This window comes from Nocardia sp. NPDC005978 (assembly GCF_040614455.1).
Lineage (GTDB): Bacteria > Actinomycetota > Actinomycetes > Mycobacteriales > Mycobacteriaceae > Nocardia.
Genome location: NZ_JBEXUS010000008.1, coordinates 32,741 through 48,957, shown reverse-complemented (window position 1 = coordinate 48,957; position 16,217 = coordinate 32,741). Strand labels below are relative to the sequence as shown.

Here is a 16,217-nt window from a genome sequence, read left to right as displayed (position 1 = left end):
GACTACTTGGCGGAAGCGCCGGGCTTCACGCCGGTGATCATGGCGTTGTAGAAGAACTGACGCGGGACCACGTGCCGCAGCACCTTCTCGTCCAGCCAGCTGAAGCCGAGCCACGCCCGGTACTGGGCCATCCGGTAGCCGACGGTCAGCTTCTCCTCGGGCACGGCGGCCTCGAAGGTGCGCACCGGCCAGCCCCACAGGGCGGCGGCGAACTCTTCGGTCTCGGCCTTGACCTCGACCGCGCCGGCGCTGCGGGCCATGGCCTCGAGGTCGGAGGGATCGAAGGTGTGCAGATCCACGACGGCCTCGAGCGCGGCGGCGCGCGAGGACTCGTCCAGCTCGGACTGCGGGCGGCGCCAGCCGGACAGGAACGGCAGCTTGGTGATCTCGGTGGTCACCTTCCAGGTCACCTGGCCCAGGCGGCGCGCGTAGATGTTGCCGATGGTTGTCGGCTCACCCGCGAACACGAAACGCCCGCCGGGCTTGAGCACGCGCAGGCACTCCTTGAGCGCCAGTTCCACGTCCGGAATGTGGTGCAGCACCGCGTGACCGACGACGAGGTCGAAGGTGTCGTCGTCGTACGGGATGGTCTCGGCGTCGGCGACCCGGCCGTCCACGTCCAGGCCCAGGTTCTGGCCGTTGCGGGTGGCGACCTTGACCATGCCGGGGGAAAGGTCGGTGACCGATCCCCGCTTGGCCACGCCGCCCTGCATCAGGTTCAGCAGGAAGAAGCCGGTGCCGCAGCCCAGTTCGAGGGCGTGGTCGTAGGGCAGGGGCGCATTCGGGACCACCGCGTCGAAACGCCCGCGCGCGTATTCGATACAACGCTCGTCGTAGGAGATGGACCACTTCTCGTCGTAGGTCTCGGCCTCCCAGTCGTGGTAGAGGACCTGCGCGAGCTTGTTGTCGGAATACGCGGCCTGGACCTCCGCCTCGGTGGCGTGCGGGTTCGGCGCGGGGTCTTCAGGACGAACGGTCATAACAGGGCAGCCTAATGAATGCCCCGGTGGGGGTGCCTATCGGCCCACGAAACCGGCCGCTCCCGGGCCGGATGCCTCATAAGAACGTGTTCCAACCTGCTGATCTTCGGTGCCGAACAGCGCGGCCCATTCGGTGCGGGCGCGATCGTGGCCGTGGGTGCCCGCCTCGAAGACCCGTTTGGCCGCGGCGATCGCCAGCGCCGGGGCGCCGGCGTATCGAGCGGCCCAGCGCAGCGCGGCGGCGAAGACATCGTCGGGGGCGACGACCTCGTCGACCAGGCCCAGCGCCGCGGCTTCCTTCGCGTCGACGAACCGGCCGCTGTAGACCAGATCCTTGGCGCGCGACGGGCCGATGAGCAGGCTCAGGCGACGGATCCCGGCGAGCGGAATCAAGCCCGCCTTGATCTGCGGCAGGCCCAGCTTCACGTTGTCGCCGATGATCCGGTGATCGGCGCCCAGCGCCAGTTCCAGACCCGCGCCGAGCGCGTAGCCGCTGATGGCGGCCACGGTCGGCTGGGGCAGTCGCGCGAGGCTGTTCAGTGCGGCCTGGAAGTCGGCGACCACGGCTTCGGCCTGGCCGGGCGTGAACGCGGCCAGTTCGGCCATCTCGTCCCCGGCGGAGAACACGCGCTCGTCCCCGTAGACGATCACCGCCGAGACGCTCGCGTCGCCCGCGATCTCCTCGACCGCGCCGGCGACCTCCAGGGCCACCTGCAGATCGATCAGATTCATCGGCGGGCGCGCGATCCGGAGGACGGCAACGCCCTGCGCGACATCCCGGTCCACGGTCACAAATTCGGCCACAGCGGTCACCCTACTGCCGCCGCGCGCCCCGGCACCGGCCGGGCGGCCGCTGCCGGGGGCTACTCGGGGCGCTGCGAACCGCGAATGCGGGCCGACTTGGGCATGGCCGCGAAGTACTGGTCCGCGCGCGGGAAGGCCAGCGCCGGACTGGCTTCCGGGTCGTAGACGGGCATGATCGGGTCGATCGTGCGGGCGGAGTCGAGAATGTCGGCGGTGGTGGCGAATTCGGCCAGATCCACCAGCTGGGTCCAGGTGGGCGGGAGCAGCACGTCCAGCCCCTGCTGCCAGCGTTCGATGGCCTCGTTCGGGGTGCACCAGGTGACCACGTCGGCCTCGGTGGTCGCGCCGTCGGCGAGCTGGCCCTCGGGCAGCACCGCCACGAAGAAGCGGGTGTCGTAGCGGCGGGGCTCGACCACCGGGGTGATCCAGTGATCCCACGGGCGCAGCAGGTCCGCGCGCAGCACCAGGTTCTCGGTGGTGAGGAATTCGGCGAAGGACAGCTCGCGGCGCTCGAGTTTGCCGCGCGCCTCGGCGTAGATCGAGGTGTCCGAGACGACGGAGTCGGCGGTCGGCCCGGCCAGCAGCACCCCGCACTCCTCGAAGGTCTCGCGCACCGCGGCGCAGACCAGGGTCTGGGCGCGCGCGACATCGGTGTCGAAGCGATCGGCCCACCACCGCGCGTCGGGCCCGGCCCACTCCAGGGACAGCTCGGCGTCGGAGGGGTCGACACCGCCGCCCGGGAAGACCGTCATACCGGCGGCGAAGGCCATCGCGGCCACCCGGCGCTGCAGGAACACCTCGGGCCCGCGCGCACCGTCGCGCACCAGGACCACCGTGGACGCGTCCTTCACGGGCGCGGTGGCGGGCTGGGATTCGGGCTGGGCAACTGTCTCACTCACAATTCGCACCCTAACCCCTGCTCGGTCGCAGCGACAGAACCTGGTTCGGTTACCGGCGTTCGCGGGTGCGGTCAATCGGTGAGGTGTACTGCCCCGCTGCGAGTTTCGAACGTGAAGGGGGCCGCGGGATCCGGCCGGCGCGCCCAGGTGCCCTGCACCTTGCCGGTGCGGTAGTCCTGGACCTGGCTGATCACCGCGCCGGTGCCGTCCTCGGCCCAGGTCACCAGGAAGATCCCGGATTCGATGGGTGCGATGGCGACCGGCGCGGTGGTTCTGCGGCCGGTGTCGGCGGCGACGTAGGTGAGGGTGTCGCCCTGTTCGGAATAGGTGGCGGTGCCGCCGGAGCCGCTGTCATAGGTGATCTGCACGGTCTTGCCGTGGAGATTCGCGGGCAGAGCGGCGGGCGCGACCCCCTGGGCGGCCTCGGAGGCCGAAACCTTGTGCGGCGGCGCCGGATCGGCAGCACACCCCACGGCGGCGCATGCGATGGCTCCGAGCGCCACCGCACCGAGTCTGCGACCCAACCCCAGCTCCCTCCGTCAGCGGCGGCCGAATTCGCCACCGCTCCATGCCGAATATTTGCCACTAATGACAAATCATCAACGAGTGCCTAGGTGTAACAGCTCAATTCACCGACTACCGCAATGACTAATGCGTTGCCGACAGTTTGCCCGTCACGAGCGAGTGATGCAATGGCAGCGCGCCGAAGTCGCGGGACCGGACCGTGGGATACCGGGCCCCGAACCGGGACCCGGCCGAATCACCGAGTTCTGTGCCGCCCGAAGCGCTGGGCGCGGCGCGCGAAATAGCGACCCTCGATGCGATCGAGCGCGATCGACTGCCGGAACGCCTCGCTCAGGTTCTCGGCGGTCAGCACATCCTCGAGCAGGCCCTGCGACACCACGTCGCCCTCGTTGAGGAGCATGGCGTGGGTGAAACCCGGCGGAATCTCCTCCACGTGATGGGTGACCAGGACGGTGGCCGGTGCGTCCGGGTCCGCGGCCAGATCGCCGAGGCGCTCCACCAGTTCCTCGCGCCCGCCCAGATCCAGGCCGGCGGCCGGCTCGTCCAGCAGCAGCAGTTCCGGATCGGTCATGAGCGCGCGGGCGATGAGCACCCGCTTGCGCTCGCCCTCGGACAGTGTCCCGTAGGCGCGGTCGGAAAGGTGTTCCGCCCCCAGACTTTCCAGGATGTCCACGGCCCGGTCGTTGTCGACCTCGTCGTAGCGCTCGCGCCAGCGGCCCATGACCGCGTAGCCCGCCGACACCACCAGATCGCCGACCTTCTCATCGCGCGGCACCCGGCTGGCCACCGCCGCCGAGGACAGGCCGATGCGGGGACGTAGCTCGTTCAGGTCCACCTTGCCGAGCGTCTCGCCCAGCAGCACGGCGCTGCCGGAGGTCGGATACATCTCGGCGGCGGCCATACGCAGCAGCGATGTCTTGCCGGCGCCGTTGGGGCCGAGCACTACCCAGCGTTCATCGAGCTCCACCTGCCAGGTGACTGGCCCGACCAGCGTATGGCCCGAGCGTCGGACGGTGACATCGTTGAAATCGATGAGCAGATCGAGATCCGGTTGCGGCACGGGGTCCATCTTGGCTCACCCGTCCCGGAGTTGCTCAACGCGGTGGGAAAACTCGATGCGTGTCACCTTCTTCCACGGTGATTCCGGACGCGAATCCGCCGGGGGTGCGGTCGAATTCCGGGCGCCTGACCAGCTCGGAATCGGCGTCGCCCCGGGTGCGCGCGTCGTGGCGAGTGGAGCGGAACATTCGCGCCAGGAGCAGTGCCACCGGAATCGAGAGCACAACCCACGCGATGAGTATCACCAGCAGTGTCGTCATATCCGTGTTTCCTCCCGAGGAAACTCCCTATCGCCCGCCCGGCACCGCGATGACCGTCATCGAGCCCGGGGCCACTTCGGTGAACCCGGCGTCGCGGACGGCCACGGCGGAGCCCGCGCTCACCCGGCGCTGTAACCGCACCCAGCGCTCGGGATCGGCTTCGGCCACGCCGCAGCGGAATCCGCTCGCGGCCCAGTCCCTGGCCTCCCGCACCGGCAGGGCTCCCGCGAGCAGCATGCTCGCGTGCCCGACCTGTGCGGCGGCCTTACCCACTGACATACCCAATTCTGGATCCACCCATAGCCCTGGATACTCGGGAACGATCAATCCGGGTTCACCGGAAGGCAATTCGGTACCGCCGATCTGCAGGCGCCGGATGCGCGGATCGATGTTCCCGACCGGTCCCGGGACCAGCGCCCGCGCCTGCGCGCCGCCGAATTCGACGGTCACGCCGTCGACCTCCTGCGCGGCCAGCCACTGCGCGCCCCGCGCACGCCGCGCGACCTTGCGAATTCGCGAGCGCTTCCAGGTGAGATAGCGCTCCTCCCAGTCCCCGCCCGCGCCGACCCGCTCGTCCAGGCACAGCGCCACCACCGCCGCGGCGGCCGCGGCCAGCAGCGCGTTGCGCTCGGGCGGAACGTCCTTGGGAATGTGCAGCACCATCTGCATGGCCTGCACCAGCGCCGGATCCTGCGGATCGCCACCGCCGCCGTACCCGCGCGCCAGCTCCGCGTGCCGGGCCGCGAAACCGGCATCGATCGTGGACTCGACGCTCGACACCGGCATCACTCCTGTCCTGGACAACGACTTTCGGCCAGCTTAGCCACGCCGGGCGAACGTCCCGTTCACGCGACGGACAGGTCCAGGGTGAATGTTTCGGCGGGCGGCACGCCCTGCTCCCAGGCGCGGCGGTACTGCAGTTGCAGGCGGGTCGCGCCGGGTGCGACGGCGGTGAAGCTCCACAGCGTCTTGCCGCCGACCCCGACCATGCCGTCCGGGCTGGGGTCCTGCTCGTACTCCGCGCCGCCGTTCTGCTTCACGATGTTCTGATCGAGCATGGCCACATCCCAGGCGTATCCGGTGCTGGGATTGGCGGCGAGCCAGACCGAGAGCGACTGCCCTACCGCGAGGCGGACCACCTGCCCGTTGGCGTCCGGCCCGAGTCGCAGCGGGTCCGGGACGGGCGCCTCGCCGGTGGTGACCACCGGCGATGCCGTCACCGCGGCCTCGGAAGTGGTTGCGGGCGCGGAGGTTACCGCCGCGCCGGTGGTGGACGCCACCACCTCGTTGGGATTGCGATTGTCCCCGCAGCCCGCCGCGGCCAGGCCCGCCGCCAGCAGTACCGTCAGCGTCATCCGTACTCGCACAACCGTCTCCCATCGCCGAGCGGGAGCTGACGCGGGCGGCTACCGTGGCCGCGGCCAGGTCCCGGTGATCGTGTGGACACTCCGGACCGTAGGTACGGGGCCACACGCTACCCAGGGGATTCACTGCCGCGCGGCAGGTGAAACGGCCCCGTCGCCGAACGAATTCGGAGCGCGCCGGTCCGGCGACGGGTCATCGGCCGGAAGCCGGCGTCAGCGGAGCGTCGATCGATACCCCGGCGGCGTTGCCGGTCCGGCTCAGCGCGGCGGGGCCGAAACCGATGTCAGCGGGTCAGCGGAACCCGGCGCACGCCACCGTCTCTGGCGTCGGCCGCTTCGACCTCTTCGCGGGTGACGCCGAGGATGAACAGCACCGCGTCCAGGAACGGATGCGACAGGGCGGCGTCGGCCACCTCGCGCAGGGCGGGCTTGGCGTTGAAGGCGATGCCCAGCCCGGCGGCGTTGAGCATGTCGATGTCGTTGGCGCCGTCGCCGACGGCCACGGTCTGTTCCATGGACACCCCGGTCTCGGCGGCGAAGCGGCGCAGCGCGACGGCCTTGGCGGCGCGGTCCACGATCTCCCCGACCACGTGTCCGGTGAGCTTGCCGTCGATGACCTCGAGGGTGTTGGCCTGGACGAAGTCCAATTCCAGCTCGTGGGCCAGGGGTTCGATGACCTGGCGGAAGCCGCCGGAGACCACGCCGCAGCGGAAGCCGAGCCGGCGCAGGGTGCGAATGGTGGTGCGCGCGCCCGGGGTCAGCTCGATCTGATCGGCGACCTCGTCGATGACCTTGGAGTCGAGTCCGGCCAGGGTTGCGACGCGCTGGCGCAGCGATTCGGCGAAGTCGATCTCGCCGCGCATGGCGGCCTCGGTGACCGCGCGGACCTCGTCCTCGACGCCGGCGTGCGCGGCCAGCATCTCGATGACCTCGCCCTGGATGAGGGTGGAGTCCACGTCGAACACGACGAGCCGCTTGGCCCGGCGCGCCAGGCCCGCGCGCTCGACCGCGATGTCGACCGACTGCTTGGCCGCGACCACGGCCAGGGCGGTGCGCAGCGCGGTCTCGGTCTCGGCGGTGTGGTTCGCGACGGTGACCATGAGTTCGAGGCCGGTCACCGGGTACTGGGCGATGCCGCGAATGGAGTCGATGTTCACGCCCTGCTCGGCGAGCTTGCGCGAGATGTTGGAGAAGGCCCGGGCGGTGACCGGGCTGCCGAGCACCACGACCGCGTGCGTGGACAGGCGCGCGCCCGCCGCGTTCTCGCCGATGGAGACGTCGACCTGCATGCCGACGGTGGCCATGGCGTCCTCGAGCTGATCCTGCAGCGCTTCGGGATCGGTGGGACACGACACCAGCACGCCCAGGGTCAGCCGCCCGCGAATCACGACCTGCTCCACGTCCAGCAGGCTGACCGCGTTGTTGGCCAGGGCCGCGAGTAGCACCGATGTCACGCCCGGCTTGTCGGGTCCGGTAACCGTGACCAGAACCGTCGTATCAGACGTGCTCAATCGAAACTCCGTTCTCGCGCCCATCCCCCGCGTGACGTGCGAGGGCGCTGCTCATTCTGTCAGGTCGGCCGCGGCCCGCCCGCGCCGCCCGATCCCCCGGTGGCGGGGATCACCCCGGTGCGGTGAAAGACCAACGCCGCGGCGGTCTTACAACGACAGCGGCGCCCGTCCTCTCGGGACGGGCGCCGCTGTCGATTAAGTGGTGGAGAACTCCGATTACTTGGAGATCTTCTCCAGCTCCTTGACCGTGTGGGACTTCGAGCCCCAGCCGACATGGGCTTCAGCGCGCATGCGCTCGACCATGTGCGGGTAGTGCAGCTCGAACGCGGGGCGCTCGGAGCGGATGCGCGGCAACTCGTAGAAGTTGTGGCGCGGCGGCGGGCACGAGGTGGCCCACTCGAGGGAGTTGCCGTAGCCCCACGGATCGTCCACGGTCACGACCTCGCCGTAGCGGTAGGACTTGAAGACGTTCCAGATGAACGGCAGCATCGACGAGCCCAGGATGAAGGCGCCGATCGTGGAGATCGTGTTCAGCGCGGTGAACCCGTCGGTGGGCAGGTAGTCCGCGTAGCGGCGCGGCATGCCCTCGTTGCCCAGCCAGTGCTGCACCAGGAACGTGGTGTGGAAGCCGACGAAGGTGGCCCAGAAGTGCCACTTGCCCAGGCGCTCGTCCATCATGCGGCCGGTCATCTTCGGGAACCAGAAGTAGATACCGGCGAAGGTCGCGAACACGATGGTGCCGAAGAGCACGTAGTGGAAGTGCGCGACGACGAAGTAGGTGTCCGAGACGTGGAAGTCGATCGGCGGCGAGGCCAGGATGACGCCCGACAGACCACCGAAGAGGAAGGTCACCAGGAAGCCGATGGACCACAGCATCGGTGTCTCGAAGGTCAATTGACCTCGCCACATCGTGCCGATCCAGTTGAAGAACTTCACGCCCGTCGGAACGGCGATGAGGAACGTCATGAACGAGAAGTACGGCAGCAGCACGGCGCCGGTGGCGTACATGTGGTGCGCCCACACCGCGATGGACAGCGCGGCGATACCCAGCGTGGCGTACACGAGCGTGGTGTAACCGAAGATCGGCTTACGCGAGAAGACCGGGTAGATCTCCGAGACGATGCCGAAGAACGGCAGCGCGATGATGTACACCTCGGGGTGACCGAAGTACCAGAACAGATGCTGGTAGAGCAGTGCACCACCGTTTGCCGGGTCATAGATGTGACCACCCAGGTGCCGGTCGTAGGCCAGGCCGAACAGCGCGGCGGTCAGCAGCGGGAACGCGAGCAGCACGAGCACCGAGGTCACCAGGATGTTCCAGGTGAAGATCGGCATGCGGAACAGCGTCATACCCGGGCAGCGCAGGCAGACCACGGTGGTGATCATGTTGACGCCACCGAGGATGGTGCCCAGGCCGGAGACGGCCAGGCCCAGGATCCACAGGTCCGCGCCGACGCCGGGCGAGTGCACGATGTCGGACAGCGGGGTGTACGCGGTCCAGCCGAAGTCGGCCGCGCCGCCGGGGGTGATGAAGCCCGCGGTCGCCATCGTGCCGCCGAACAGGTACAGCCAGTAGCTGAACGCGTTCAGACGCGGGAACGCCACGTCCGGCGCGCCGATCTGCAGCGGCAGGATGATGTTGGCGAAGCCGAACACGATCGCCGTCGCGTAGAACAGCAGCATGATCGTGCCGTGCATGGTGAACAGCTGGTTGAACTGCTCGGGCGAGAGGAACTGCATGCCCGGCCGGGCCAGCTCGGCGCGCATGAGCAGCGCCATCAGGCCGCCGATCATGAAGAAGGACAGCGCCGTCACCAGGTACATGACGCCGAGAACCTTCGGGTCCGTCGTGGTGACCATCTTGTAGATAAACGAACCCTTCGGACCCACACGTTGCGGGTATGGCCGAGCCGCTTCCACTTGACGGACTGGCTGTGGCTCTACGGCAGTCACTCTTCCTCCTGAACGTGTGCCTTCTGGTCGTTCGCACGCAGTGCTTCCGGCATCCGGTTCGACGCATGACGAACGGCGGCGGGCGTAGCGCTCCATGGATCGTAAACCGTGCTCCCACAGGGGTCGCGGGCTGGTCCTACTCTGTGTCGTAATTGGGCGTCGCGGTGCACGGCTGTACGCTGCCAGCCATGCCGGTGCGCGAGTCCGCTTCCACCCGAATCACGTTCGCCTCCACCCCCGCCCCCGCGCGACGTTTGCGCACCTGGGGCGCGGTTACCACCGCCGCGGCGGTGCTATCCGCGGGATTGCTGGCAGGCTGCTCCAAAGGGTCCGACGATGCCATGAGCTCGATCGTGCGCACCACCACCAATATCGCGGGGGCGGGTGTGGTCGGGGTCGAGCGCGACACCCGGACCGCGTGCGCGCTACCGGGTCCGGCCGACGCCGCCGCCGGCGCGACGCGCTCGATCACCCACACCGCGGGCGAATCCGAGGTGCCCGCCGATCCCAAGCGGATCGTGGTGCTGTCCACCGCCGCCCTGGACGCGGCCTGCGCGCTCGGACTGTGGGAGCGGGTGGTCGGCGCGGCAACGATTTCCGGGCCCACCCCGCAACCCGCCTACCTGGGCACGGGCATCTCCGAGATTCCCGGCGTCGGTGCGGTCTCGGACCCGGATCCGGCGAAAGTGGCTGGGCTGAAACCGGATCTGATCCTGGGCGCGGCGAGCGACAAGCCCGACTACGACGCGCTGCGCGCCATCGCGCCCACCGTCCTGGTCGGCACCGACAAGGGCTGGCAGGCCGAGTTCAGCGCGCTGGCCGAGGCCGTGGGCCGCGAGGGCGCGGCGGTCAAAGCCCTCGACGACTACCGCACCGTGGCCCGCGAGAGCGGTATCGCGGTCAACGCGAGCCTGAGCCAGGCCTCGGTACTGCGCTTCGACGCCAAGGGCATTCGCGTGCAGGGCGGGGACACCTTCGCCGGGCAGGTGCTCGGCGACGCCGGGGTGCAGCGGCCGCAGGCCCAGCGCGGCGCGTCCTTCGAGCTGCCGGGCCTGGACACCGAACAGGAACGCAATCGGGCCGAGGGCGACATCATCTACCTGATGTTCGACGGCGCGGACGGCCAGAAGTACGGCGAGTCGGTGATGCGCGGGGACGACTGGAAGTCCCTGAGCGCGGTGAGCGACAAGCGCGACTTCGCGGTGGCCGACACCATCTGGCACGGGTCCGGGGTGACCGCGGCCAAGGCGCTGCTCGAGGACATGCGCAACTCCCTCAACGGCTACGTCATCGACTGACCCGCACCGCGGGTCGACCGGCCCGCCCCGCGAAAAAGCCCGGCCTCGTGAATTCGAGAGCCGGGCTTGTGTTTTCCGGTGTGCGAGTCGGGCTCGACTCAGAACTCCCAGTCTTCGTCCTCGGTGTTCACGGCCTTGCCGATCACGTAGCTCGACCCCGAGCCGGAGAAGAAGTCGTGGTTCTCGTCGGCGTTGGGCGAGAGCGCCGAGAGGATGGCCGGGTTGACCTCGCACTCGTCCTTGGGGAACAGCCCCTCGTAGCCGAGGTTCATCAGCGCCTTGTTGGCGTTGTAGCGCAGGAACTTCTTGACGTCTTCGGTCAGGCCGACCTCGTCGTACAGGTCCTGGGTGTACTCGACCTCGTTCTCGTACAGCTCGAACAGCAGCTCGAAGGTGTAGGCCTTGAGCTCCTCGCGCTCGGCTTCGGAGACCAGCTCCAGGCCCTTCTGGTACTTGTAGCCGATGTAGTAGCCGTGCACGGCCTCGTCGCGGATGATCAGGCGGATCATGTCGGCGGTGTTGGTGAGCTTGGCCCGCGAGGACCAGTGCATCGGCAGGTAGAAGCCGGAGTAGAACAGGAAGGACTCGAGCAGGGTGGAGGCCACCTTGCGCTTGAGCGGGTCCTCGCCGTTGTAGTAGCTCAGGACGATCTCGGCCTTGCGCTGCAGGTTCCGGTTCTCCTCGGACCAGCGGAAGGCTTCGTCGATCTCCTTGGTGGAGCACAGCGTGGAGAAGATCTGGCTGTAGCTCTTGGCGTGCACCGACTCCATGAACGCGATGTTGGTGTACACCGCTTCCTCGTGCGGGGTCAGCGAATCCGGGATGAGGCTGACCGCGCCGACCGTGCCCTGGATGGTGTCCAGCAGGGTGAGCCCGGTGAAGACCCGCATGGTGAGTTGCTTCTCGCTCGCGGTGAGCGTGGCCCACGAGGGAATGTCATTGGATACCGGCACCTTTTCCGGCAGCCAGAAGTTGCCCGTGAGCCGATCCCAGACCTCCGCGTCCTTCTCGTCGATTACGCGGTTCCAGTTGATCGCGGATGCTCGATCGATCGTTTTCACGCTGGTTACTCACCCTTCCCTGCCCACCGGCCCGTTGCGGACTTCCTTAACCTGAACACTACTACTGGTGTATGACATCGACACACAACACAAGACCTTGTGTCTTGGGCTATCCAGCAAGAACGCTCGAATGGGTGCGTGAACACACGCCAGCGATCGGAAATCTACAGCGGTGCAATCGGTCACAGCGGGCCGGGGCGGCGTGTGCGGTCGCCCCGGGCCCTCGGGTTGCGGATCAGATGCCGAGCACCAGTTTCGCGGTCGTGAAATAGATGATCAGGCCGGTCGCGTCGACCAGCGTGGTCACCATGGGCGCCGAGATCACCGCCGGGTCGATCCGCAGCTTCTTGGCCAGCAGCGGCATGGTGCCGCCGATGGTGGCCGCCCAGCCGCAGATGAGCACCAGCGTAATGCCCACCACCGCACCGATTTTCGCACCGACGAAGATTCCGCCGATCACGAGCCCGGCCGCAGCGAGCATAGCGCCGAGGACCAGCCCGACCCGGCATTCGCGCCATACGACTTTCAACAGGTCCGATACGCGCACCTCGCCGACCGCCAGCGCGCGCACGCACGAGGTGGCCGCCTGCGCGCCCGCGTTGCCGCCCGCGCCGATGATCAGCGGGATGAACAGCGCCAGGTGCGCGGCCTGTTCCAGGGTCGCGGCGAACATGTCGGTGACGCTGACCGTGAAGATCGCCGCCAGCAGCAACAGCATGAGCCACAGCGCCCGGTAGCGGGCGAGCTGGAAGACCGTGGCGGCCATGTAGTGGCCCTCCCACGGCGCGGTGCCGGCCTGGCGGGCCATGTCCTCGCTGTCCGCGGCCTCGATGACCTCGATGGCGTCGTCGATGGTGAGCAGGCCGACGAGGCGGTCCTCGCTGTCCACCACGGGCAGGTTGATGAGGTTGGCGCCCTGCATGAGGCGGGCCGCCTTCTCCGCGGAGTCGGTGGCGCGCATGAACGCCGGCTCGGACTCCACCAGATCGGCGATCATGGCGTCGGGCGAACTGAGCACCAGTTCGCGCAGTTCCACGATGCCGATTAGGCGGCGGCCCGCGTCGATCACCGGCAGGGTGTAGACGGTCTCGGCGTTGCCGCCCTCGGTGCGCACCATCTGCAGCGCCTGCGCGACGGGCAGATTGCGGGGCAGCGCAACGACTTCGGGGGTCATGTAGAACCCGACCGAGCCCTCGGGGTAGCCCAGCAGAATCGCGGTCATGCGGCGTTCGTGCGGGCTGAGCCCGGCGAGCACCTTCTTGGCGACCTTGGCCGGGGCCTCGCGCAGCATGCGGGCGCGATCGTCGGGATCCATCTCCTCGACGAGTTCGCGGAAGCTCTGATCGCGCAGTCCGGTGAGGATCTGCTGCTGGTCGACCGGCTCGAGCTCCTCGAAGACGTCGAGGGCGCGATCCTTGTCGAGCAGGCGGAACGCCATGCCGGCCGAGAGCGCGTCCATGCGCGCGAGTTCGTCGGCGATGACGTGCGGCGGGTGATTGTCCAGCCACTCGAGGGTGGCGCCCAGGTGGTGGCAGTCGACGATGTCGCGAAGCGAATCGCCTTCGGCACACAGGGTTTCACGCCCGGCGGAGTGTGAGTCCCGAGCCGCGGGCAGCGTCTCGCGGCCGCCGGACAGGGCGTCGGCGGCGCGCGGGCGCGGCTCACGGGAGCCGGTGAGTACGGCGGTGCCGGTCGCGGGCAGCGGACGGGCAGCGGGCAGCGTCGAAACGACGGGCAGATCGGTCTGCGTCATGGCGGAACCTCAGCCGAGTGGCGAGTCGGGGGTGAACGGTTGGCAGCACCAGGTCACACCGCGGGGCACCGAACCCGCCCGTACGCACGCCGCAGAGAACTACAGGCGAGAAAAAGAGGGGCCGGTGCCGCGCGGCCTTCGACTAGGGGGCTCGCTACGCATGCGACCCACCTCCTCGAAGCCGTCGTGCACCGATATCGTCAATCCCGAAACCGTCTCGGGGGAGGTCGTGCGGAGCGATGAGAGGATCAACCCTCGTACGACACACAGAGCATCCTCGTGCAGGATACCGACTCCGGCCAAATCGCGCCCGCGTGGTGTGCGACACCCCGAGCGATCCCGCACGACACTCCGAGCAGTGGCGCGGGCTGCCCGGGCGCTCCGCACGACCCGTCGCGCCCGGCCCGATGCCGCACGCGGCGGAACCCCCGGCGTGGGCGGCCGATTCGGTAGCGCGGTGACGCCCGAGTGTGCTGGGCTACCACGCGTGGCTTTGCAATCGTTGACGATGATCCGGCACGGGGAGAGCACGGCGAACGCGGAGGCGGCGGCCGCCGCCGGGCGCGCGGGGGCCGAGGAATACGACAAGGGTCCGCGCGATCCCGACATCGCGCTGACCGAGCTCGGGCGCAAACAGGCGGCGGCGGTGGGCGATTGGCTCGCCGAGCAGGATCGCCCGCCCACCTCGGTGCTGTGCTCGCCGTTCCTGCGCGCGCGCGAAACCGCCGACATCGCACTGCGATCGGTCCGCACGCCGCGGGTGCGCTACGACGAGCGGCTGCGCGATCGCGACGTCGGCCTGCTGTGGGGCCTCACCGCGCTCGGCATCCGCCGGCGGTATCCGCTCGAGCATCGCGAGCGAGAGCGCATGGGCCGCTTCTACTATCGGCCGCCGGGCGGCGAGTCCTGGACCGACGTGGCGCTGCGGCTGCGCTCGCTGCTGCGCGAATTGGACGGGGATGTACTGGTTTTCGCGCACGACAACGTGGTGGTGCTGACCAGGTACATTCTCGAGGAACTCGACGAGCCCACGGTCCTGCGGATCGAGAGCACCCAACTGCCCAACGCCTCCATAACCCGTTGGGAGCGTGGCGAATCCGGGCTCGTTCCGGCCCTCTACGGCGAAGTCGGTCACTTGCCCAGGTAAACGCGGCATCTTTGTGATCGTTCACAACTGGTTCGCCGGTCGCGTTGGACTCCGTCACAGGGGTTACTGGAAGGTAATGAACACCCGCCCCGGGTGCGTTACCTTTTCGTAATCACAAGGGGGTGGAAGGAGTCGCCCGTGTCCACCGACAGCACGATCAGCGCGGAAATCACCGTGTCCGGCACGCCCATGTCCTCGCCACTTCGGGACGTCCGGAACCTGGCCCGCCAGATGGTCGGCCACTTCGTCGAGACGGTCGCGCCCTGCGGGACGCTGCCCGGGGACGCCATCAACGGCGACATCACCACGATCACCCGCATCTGCCTCGAACTGGCGGTCGCCATGCTCGACGGCCTCGATATCCCGGAGAAGACGCAGCGGCTCCAGGACGCGGCGGCGCAGTGGGCTCGCGAGGGCATTCCCATCGACACCATCCACCACGCCATCCACGAGGGCTTCAAGATCGGCTTCGATCTGGTGACCTCGCACACCGTGGCCGACCAGCGCCGCGCGGCGGGGCCGGACGCGGACGCCATGCTCGTCATCAGCGTGCGCGACTACGACAGCATCACCGACGGCGCACGCCGGGTGGTGGACATCCTGGACCGGATGACCGCCGCGGTGTCGCTGGCCTACGTGCGCGAATTGCGGGCCGTGGTCAGCGAACACCACACCGCGGTCCACACCCTCACCTCGGCCCTGCTGGGCGGGCACTCGACCTCGACCATGGCGCGGGAATGCGGCATCGAGATCGCGGACTCGTATCACGTACTGGCGCTGGCGTTTCCGGCGCATTCCGACGAGCACGCCCCGGCGCTGAACTCGCAGGTGGTCGCGCGCCGCAAACTGCGGCGGGTGCAGGCCGAGCTGGCCACCCGCACCGCGAACAAGCCTCTGGCGCTGCTCAGCGTGGACGGCGGGACCGTGCTGGTGCCCACCACCGACATCCCCGAGGAGGAACTCGGCGCGCTGATCGAACAGCTCTCCCAGGCCGCCCGGGTGCCGATCACCGCGACCGTGGTTTCGGCGGAGCCGCAACAGATTCCGCACGCGGCCGACCGCGCGCACGATCTGCTCGACATCGTGCAGCGGCTCGCCCTGGAACCGGGCCTGTACCGCTTCGACGAACTCGCCCTGGAATATCAGCTCACCCGGCCCGGACCCGGCCGCGATCATCTGGGGTCGTTGCTGGATCCTCTGGACGGGCATCCCGAACTGCTGGAAACCCTGCGCACGCACATCAGCAACAACATGAATCGCCAGCGCACCGCCCGATTCCTGCACGTGCACACCAACACCATCGACTATCGGCTCAAACGCGTGGGCCAGCTGACCGGCTTCGACCCGACCCAGGCCGCCGGGCTGTGGCAGTTGCGCTCGGCGCTGGTCGCCCGGACCTACCCCGCGCGCTGACAACCGGTGCGGCACCTGCCGGGTGGTGGTTGCATGCCACCCGGCAGGCGCCTCTCCGCCGCTTCGGCGCGCCGACCTCAGCGCGGGTCGGAGCCGATCGGCTCGGTGCGGGTCCGACGGCGGAGGATGCGCGGCCGGGCGACGTTGGGGCGTTGGAACCCGGCCACGCACGTTCTGGGTTGGGTTGTGC

The 16,217-nt window shown here is 68.7% G+C and carries 15 protein-coding genes; 3 read left to right on the top strand and 12 right to left on the bottom strand.

Annotated elements, in window-relative coordinates; genetic code table 11:
- Nucleotides 1-2: 2 nt before the first annotated feature.
- The 10 genes from ABZ319_RS05400 to ctaD form a co-directional block, all read right to left on the bottom strand.
- Nucleotides 3-980, bottom strand: a complete 978-nt coding sequence (locus ABZ319_RS05400; RefSeq protein ID WP_354985086.1) for a class I SAM-dependent methyltransferase — start codon at nt 978-980, stop codon at nt 3-5.
- A gap of 36 nt (nt 981-1,016) precedes the next feature.
- Nucleotides 1,017-1,784, bottom strand: coding sequence for an enoyl-CoA hydratase-related protein (locus ABZ319_RS05395; protein ID WP_354985085.1), 768 nt, complete (start codon nt 1,782-1,784; stop codon nt 1,017-1,019).
- Between the two features lie 59 nt (nt 1,785-1,843).
- Nucleotides 1,844-2,683, bottom strand: coding sequence for an NUDIX domain-containing protein (locus ABZ319_RS05390; RefSeq protein ID WP_354985084.1), 840 nt, complete (start codon nt 2,681-2,683; stop codon nt 1,844-1,846).
- Nucleotides 2,684-2,754: 71 nt separating this feature from the next.
- The gene (locus ABZ319_RS05385) at nt 2,755-3,186 is read right to left on the bottom strand and encodes a hypothetical protein (protein WP_354985083.1); all 432 of its coding nucleotides are present in this window, start codon (nt 3,184-3,186) and stop codon (nt 2,755-2,757) included.
- 257 nt (nt 3,187-3,443) lie between these two features.
- Entirely contained in the window at nt 3,444-4,277 is an 834-nt protein-coding gene (locus ABZ319_RS05380) for an ABC transporter ATP-binding protein (RefSeq protein ID WP_354985082.1), read from the bottom strand.
- A 25-nt stretch (nt 4,278-4,302) separates the two neighbouring features.
- Complete coding sequence (locus ABZ319_RS05375; protein WP_354985081.1) at nt 4,303-4,527, bottom strand: hypothetical protein; 225 nt, start codon at nt 4,525-4,527, stop codon at nt 4,303-4,305.
- Between the two features lie 27 nt (nt 4,528-4,554).
- Nucleotides 4,555-5,307, bottom strand: coding sequence for a peptidyl-tRNA hydrolase (locus ABZ319_RS05370; protein ID WP_354985080.1), 753 nt, complete (start codon nt 5,305-5,307; stop codon nt 4,555-4,557).
- A 65-nt stretch (nt 5,308-5,372) separates the two neighbouring features.
- Nucleotides 5,373-5,882: a protease inhibitor I42 family protein gene (locus ABZ319_RS05365; RefSeq protein ID WP_354985079.1), complete on the bottom strand. Its 510-nt coding sequence runs from the start codon at nt 5,880-5,882 to the stop codon at nt 5,373-5,375.
- 293 nt (nt 5,883-6,175) lie between these two features.
- A complete protein-coding gene (gene serB / locus ABZ319_RS05360) occupies nt 6,176-7,402 on the bottom strand; it encodes a phosphoserine phosphatase SerB (RefSeq protein WP_354985078.1) in 1,227 nt (408 codons plus the stop codon).
- A 216-nt stretch (nt 7,403-7,618) separates the two neighbouring features.
- A complete protein-coding gene (ctaD, locus tag ABZ319_RS05355) occupies nt 7,619-9,355 on the bottom strand; it encodes a cytochrome c oxidase subunit I (RefSeq protein WP_354985077.1) in 1,737 nt (578 codons plus the stop codon).
- 188 nt (nt 9,356-9,543) lie between these two features.
- On the opposite strand from ctaD, the gene ABZ319_RS05350 reads away from it, so the two are divergent.
- Nucleotides 9,544-10,653, top strand: coding sequence for an ABC transporter substrate-binding protein (locus tag ABZ319_RS05350; RefSeq protein ID WP_354985076.1), 1,110 nt, complete (start codon nt 9,544-9,546; stop codon nt 10,651-10,653).
- Nucleotides 10,654-10,751: 98 nt separating this feature from the next.
- On the opposite strand, the gene nrdF is transcribed toward ABZ319_RS05350, so the two are convergent.
- Nucleotides 10,752-11,714, bottom strand: coding sequence for a class 1b ribonucleoside-diphosphate reductase subunit beta (gene nrdF, locus ABZ319_RS05345; protein WP_354985075.1), 963 nt, complete (start codon nt 11,712-11,714; stop codon nt 10,752-10,754).
- 235 nt (nt 11,715-11,949) lie between these two features.
- Nucleotides 11,950-13,467, bottom strand: coding sequence for a magnesium transporter (gene mgtE / locus ABZ319_RS05340; RefSeq protein WP_354985074.1), 1,518 nt, complete (start codon nt 13,465-13,467; stop codon nt 11,950-11,952).
- A 487-nt stretch (nt 13,468-13,954) separates the two neighbouring features.
- Between mgtE and ABZ319_RS05335 the strand changes: the two genes are divergently transcribed.
- Together ABZ319_RS05335 and ABZ319_RS05330 are read left to right on the top strand one after the other, a co-directional pair.
- Nucleotides 13,955-14,614, top strand: coding sequence for a histidine phosphatase family protein (locus ABZ319_RS05335; RefSeq protein ID WP_354985073.1), 660 nt, complete (start codon nt 13,955-13,957; stop codon nt 14,612-14,614).
- Nucleotides 14,615-14,752: 138 nt separating this feature from the next.
- Nucleotides 14,753-16,027, top strand: coding sequence for a helix-turn-helix domain-containing protein (locus ABZ319_RS05330; RefSeq protein WP_354985072.1), 1,275 nt, complete (start codon nt 14,753-14,755; stop codon nt 16,025-16,027).
- The last annotated feature ends 190 nt before the right edge of the window (nt 16,028-16,217 follow it).